This is a genomic window from Streptomyces synnematoformans (assembly GCF_039531005.1).
Classification (GTDB): Bacteria; Actinomycetota; Actinomycetes; order Streptomycetales; family Streptomycetaceae; genus Streptomyces; species Streptomyces synnematoformans.
In genome coordinates this window covers 1-4774 of the sequence record NZ_BAAAPF010000425.1, presented here as the reverse complement: position 1 = coordinate 4774, position 4774 = coordinate 1, and the positions used below count along the sequence as shown (strand labels likewise).

5 protein-coding genes and 1 pseudogene are annotated in these 4774 nt (G+C 67.8%); 2 read left to right on the top strand and 4 right to left on the bottom strand.

Translation table 11 applies throughout. The features are described 5' to 3' along the window. Positions 1-296: pseudogene (locus ABD317_RS33610) on the top strand (hypothetical protein); the annotation flags it as partial. Between the two features lie 285 nt (positions 297-581). On the opposite strand, the gene ABD317_RS33605 reads toward ABD317_RS33610, so the two are convergent. Beyond that, the gene (locus ABD317_RS33605; RefSeq protein ID WP_344295095.1) at positions 582-1238 is read right to left on the bottom strand and encodes a TetR family transcriptional regulator; all 657 of its coding nucleotides are present in this window, start codon (positions 1236-1238) and stop codon (positions 582-584) included. A 145-nt stretch (positions 1239-1383) separates the two neighbouring features. Between ABD317_RS33605 and ABD317_RS33600 the strand changes: the two genes are divergently transcribed. Continuing rightward, positions 1384-2367, top strand: a complete 984-nt coding sequence (locus tag ABD317_RS33600) for a quinone oxidoreductase family protein (RefSeq protein WP_344295094.1) — start codon at positions 1384-1386, stop codon at positions 2365-2367. A gap of 47 nt (positions 2368-2414) precedes the next feature. On the opposite strand, the gene ABD317_RS33595 is transcribed toward ABD317_RS33600, so the two are convergent. From ABD317_RS33595 to ABD317_RS33585, 3 genes are read right to left on the bottom strand one after another with little or no spacing between them, the layout of a single operon-like run. Continuing rightward, on the bottom strand, positions 2415-2780 hold the full coding sequence (locus ABD317_RS33595) for a hypothetical protein (protein ID WP_344295093.1): 366 nt from the start codon (positions 2778-2780) through the stop codon (positions 2415-2417). A gap of 55 nt (positions 2781-2835) precedes the next feature. Continuing rightward, positions 2836-3621: an inositol monophosphatase family protein gene (locus tag ABD317_RS33590; RefSeq protein ID WP_344295092.1), complete on the bottom strand. Its 786-nt coding sequence runs from the start codon at positions 3619-3621 to the stop codon at positions 2836-2838. Beyond that, a complete protein-coding gene (locus tag ABD317_RS33585) occupies positions 3618-4475 on the bottom strand; it encodes a DUF5919 domain-containing protein (RefSeq protein ID WP_344295090.1) in 858 nt (285 codons plus the stop codon). Before ABD317_RS33585 ends, ABD317_RS33590 begins: the two co-directional genes overlap by 4 nt. Positions 4476-4774 lie beyond the last annotated feature (299 nt).

The window sequence follows — 4774 nt, the reverse complement described above, 5'->3', positions numbered from 1 at the left end:
CCGGGCGCCGCGATGCGGGGCGGACGCCGGGCGGCGGTACCGGGCGCGTGGCGCAGTTCGCGGAGGTACGGAACGCGGCGGAGGCGATCGCCGCGGCGCTGGCGGTCGCGGACGCCCGGCCGCTGACCGGCGTGCTGCGGACGGCGGGTACCCGGCGGCCACGGAGCACGCTGGTCGAGGCGCTGCAGAGCATGGGCCTGCCGGAGCTGGCCCCGGTCTTCGAAGCCACCTCCGCAGACCCGGACAACCCCCCCCCCTCCCGCCCCGCGCCCCCGCGGCCGGGCCCGCTGCCTTGACCCGGCCGCCGTGCCGCCGCCCTGCTGGAACGCGACTGACCGGCGACTTTCCCCGGACCCGCCGAGGGTGAAGAGCGCGGCACGGACCGCTCCGTGCCCGTCCCACGACTCCTCGACCGTCAACCTCGACCGCTGAGCGACGACGTACAGATCCACCGTGAGCACCGCCAGCGAGTGCAGCGGCTCGGTCGCGGCCTGGAACAGCGAGCACTGCCGTGCCGGCGCCCGGTCGGCCTCGGCGCCCGGTCGGCCCCGGGGCCCGGACGGCCGATCGGTTCCCGGTGCTCAGTCACCGTCCATCACCGTGACTCCGACGGCGACGGCTTGCAGCAGCCGGGTGAGGCGCGGTGCGAAGTCGAGGGCGACGTGTCCCCAGCGGGGGTTCTGGGCGTACAGCTCGGCGAGGGTCGGGGTCGGGTGGGAGACCTGCCACAAGTGCGCGGTGAGCCCGAGCGCCGCGGCGATCAGCTCCTGCGCCTGGGCGGTCGTCAGGGTCCGGGAGGAGGCGGTGAGGGCGTCGACGAGGGCGTCGTAGGCGGCGAAGGAGTTGGTCTTGTAGCGCCGGGCCCGCTCGATGTCGACGTCGCCCTCAAGGCTGAGCGGCACGTGGGTGAGCAGATCGCAGAAGAGGGGCTGGGCGGTGAGGGTCGCGGCCACGGCGGCGGCGGAGTCGGCGGGGGGCAGGTCCCGGGCCCCCGCCAGGTGGGCGGCGAGGCCGTCGCGCCACTCGTTCCACCCGCGTTCCGCCAGCTCCAGCAGTAGTTCCTCCTTGCTGGCGAAGTACCGGCGCACAGCCGACGGGTGCAGGCCGGCGGCCTCCGTCACGGCCGCGAGCGTCACGTGCCGTACCCCTCCGCGGGCGGTGGCGAGGGTGCGCGCGGCGGCGAGCAGATCCTCGGTGCGGCGGAGCTTGGCCTCTGGGGACCGTGCGCGGCTGTGCATGGCCCCACTTTAACGCATGCAAGGTGCGTTAAGTCGGCCCGGGTGTGGTAGCGTGAATAACGCAAGCACATTGCGTTAACGCCGTAACGCAATGTGCTTGCGTAAGAGCGGGCCTTCCCGCCCCGGCGAGAGACTGGAGACCCTCATGCACGCCGCCGTGGTCACGGATTTCGGCTCACCCGACGTCTTCGAGCCGACCGAGCTTCCCGATCCCGCGCCCGCCCCCGGCCAGGTCGCCATCGACGTCACCCACGCCGCCGTGGGGCTGATCGACGTCTACCTCAGGCAGGGCCTGTACCAGGACCAGACCGGGCTGCCGCAGCCGCCCTACGTGCCCGGGCTGGAAGTGGCCGGCACCGTCCGCGCTCTGGGCGACGGGGTGGCGGGCCTGCGGGTCGGCGAGCCGGTCGTGACCCTGTCGGGCAACGGGGCGGAGGGAGGCTACGCCTCCGTCGCCCTCGCGGACGCCGCGTTGACCACGAGCCTCGACGGCACCGGCGTAGATCCCGCGCTCGCGGTCGCGGCCGTGCCCAACGCCGCGACCGCCTACCTGGCACTCACCGAGGTGGCACACCTCAAGCCGGGCGAACACGTGCTGGTGCACGGCGCGCTGGGCGGCCTGGCGTCGGCCTTCCCGGGCGTGGCCCGCGCCCTGGGCGCCGCCGGCGTGACCGGGACGGTGCGCCGCTCCTCGCTGGAGCGCGCGCGTGCCTCCGCGCTGCCCTACGACGAGGTGGTCCCCGCCGACGACCTCGCCGAGGCGGTCGGCGACCGCCGCTTCGACGTCGTCGTGGACCCGGTCGGCGGCCGGGTGCGCACAGCCAGCCTGGGCGTGATGGCCCCGATGGGGCGGATGCTGCTGGTGGGCAACGCCAGCGGCGACTGGCAGCACACGGTGCCCACGAACGCCCTCTGGGGCGGCAACCTCGCGCTGCTCGGCTACGCGGTCGGCTTCCACCTCCCCCACCACCCGGAACTGGCCGGCCCCGCGGCCAGCGCCGCGCTGGAGGCGGTCCGGAAGGGCCTGGTGCAGATCGACGTCCAGACCGTCCCGCTGTCCCAGGCGGCGCAGGCTCACCGCCTTCTTGAGAACGGATCGGTCGCCGGAAGAATCGTCCTCACCCCCTGACCCCGTGCACCGGGCAGGTCGTCGGTGCAATCCAGTCGGGGAGGAATCTATTGGGTGACTGCTCTCTCGATGGCGTCGAAGATGTCTGCGTCCGTCTCCTGTTGCCACTCGGGAAGCTCGGGCCAATCCGCCACGTAGCCCGCCTTGGGGTTCTCGATGCGGTGGTAGATCTGCGCGATCCAGCAGGTGGCGACGAAGCGCCCGCGCTGTTCCCTGTTCAGCCGACTCGTGCTGCCGCCGGAGAGCTTGACGAACTCACGCACCTGACGGCACACGGCTGCCGCGGACTCCCGCTCCCAGTCCGGTGTCTCCTCCCACGGTGTGATGTATCCGGGTTTCGGCTCGCCGGGAAAGTGCTTCCGGACACCCGCAATCCACGCCTCGCGAAAGATACGGCCTTCCTCGATGTTCACGGATTCCCCTTTCACCTTGAGATGTTCTGCGTGGTCACGGTTGCACTCCGGTGGTTCACTGTTCCTGCACCAGGGGAAGAACCTCGGGAAGCAGACCCGGGGTCACGGCAATGGTCTCGCCAGAGTCGATGTCGTGTGCTTCACCGGATGCGGAGACGACACGCGCACCGGCTTCGCGTGCAATCACGACGCCCGCCGAGGTGTCCCAGGGGTTGTTGGACAGGATGATGCTCGCGTCGGTTTTCCCTTCCGCGACCCACACCAGGTCCAGGGCTGCTGTTCCCCACATCCGGATCCGCTGGACCCGTCCCGCAAGACGCTCGGTAATCGCCAGCCGCCGCTCGTTGCGTACTCGTGCACCGGCGCCGACGGCGTAGTCGCCGATGGAAACGATCGCAGCATTGAGGTCTCTGGTGCCGCTGGCCTGGATCCGCCTCGATCCGCAGTATGCTCCGCCGCCTTCGGTGGCATGGTACCGAGCGTTCATGAACGGCAGGTCGACAACACCGAGCACGCATCGTTTACCGTCGAAGAGCCCCAGGGAAACGCAGCAGAGGGGAATCCCGCGAACAAAGTTCGCGGTCCCGTCCACCGGATCCAGAGCCCACAGGAACCGCCCTTCCTGCGGTGAATTCCCTTCCTCCTCGCCCACGAAGGAGATGTCCGGGGTCAGGTCGGCCAGATAGTGGCGCACCGATGCCTCGACTGCGAAGTCGACCTCAGACGCCATGTCACGGTCGCCTTTGGCCGTGATCTCGCCGGGGTCGCGGCTGACGACAATGGAGCTGGCGAGTTCGACGGCGCCGTCGGCGATTTTGAGCAGATCCGGTAGGTCGGTCATAGAGGTGTCGCTCGATCCCAGAGTGAGGCGAAGACTTGCTCGAACGTATGGAACAACTCGCCGCCGTGCTTTCTGCGTTCGGTCAGAAGGGTCGGAGAGTCCACTCCACGCGACTGTGGAAGATACGGCCGAATCACCCCGGTCGAGTCGTCGATCAGGATGATGTTGAATCGAATGGTCTCGGCGGAGACGCCGATTTTCACCCGGTCGCGTGCTTCCGGCGTCAACAGGGACCGCACGCGTTCCTTCATGATCTTGAGGTTGATTTCAGTGAGACCGGCTAAGAACCCGGTTTCGTACCCTTCCTCCTGCTCGCGTACCTTCATGGCTTCGCTGTCCGGGTCGAGGAAGAGCAGCTGAAATCGTGTCCCTGATTCGACTAAGCGTCGAATTTGTGCGTCTGCGTAGTGCTGAGTGAGCAGGTTCAGAGAGAGCCCACTGGCTCGCACGATGGAAGCGTTTTCGATCATTTCGTACAGGGGTACCTCGGACAGGAACTGTGGCCTGGACATGTACACGCCTGCCAGATCGAGGTGCCGACCCTCTTCGCTGGGAGTCCGCCGATGTTCTCCCGAGCCCTCTCTTGGATCTTCTGTCCGGGAGTGAGGCGCGAAAAGCTCCTCGACGGACCAGCCGGGAAACATGGCCTCAAGAACCCTGCATGAATCAGTGCGAGGCTTTCCGCTCCGCAGGTCCCCCTTGAGCCACCGGTAGAACTGGGCGTGGCCAGGGTGACTTCCGGCCAGCCGATTGTCAAATCCCGCGGCGATCTTCTCCCATTCCTGGCAGAAGCCCGTGTAGCTCAGGTGGCGTTCCTGGATCAACGCCTTGATGGCCACCACTTCATTGCCCATGGATCGCCTCGTCCTTGGCTGTTCAGGTCGCTCATGCTACCCCAAGTGAGACCTGGAAGATACAAGATGAGACCACGGAGAGCGAAGGTGAGATTCGGCAGGTATCGAAATGCGACGAGCTGCAATGTCACCGTGAGGCATGACCAGAGCAGTCAACCGAACAGCAGCATTGAGGCGAAACCAGATGCCGAGTACGGTGACCGAACGTTCGGGCCCTTCCGAAACACACGTGGTGAAGTGGCAGTGAGCCTTTTCCAACCTGCTGATGCAGTCTGGTGGTTGGCGTGACAGACGAGTGA

Coding starts and splice junctions, on each gene's coding strand:
- ABD317_RS33605 (WP_344295095.1), bottom strand. CDS start 1,238: ATGCACAGCCGCGCACGGTCCCCAGAGGCCAAGCTCCGCCGCACCGAG.
- ABD317_RS33600 (WP_344295094.1), top strand. CDS start 1,384: ATGCACGCCGCCGTGGTCACGGATTTCGGCTCACCCGACGTCTTCGAG.
- ABD317_RS33590 (WP_344295092.1), bottom strand. CDS start 3,621: ATGACCGACCTACCGGATCTGCTCAAAATCGCCGACGGCGCCGTCGAA.
- ABD317_RS33585 (WP_344295090.1), bottom strand. CDS start 4,475: ATGGGCAATGAAGTGGTGGCCATCAAGGCGTTGATCCAGGAACGCCAC.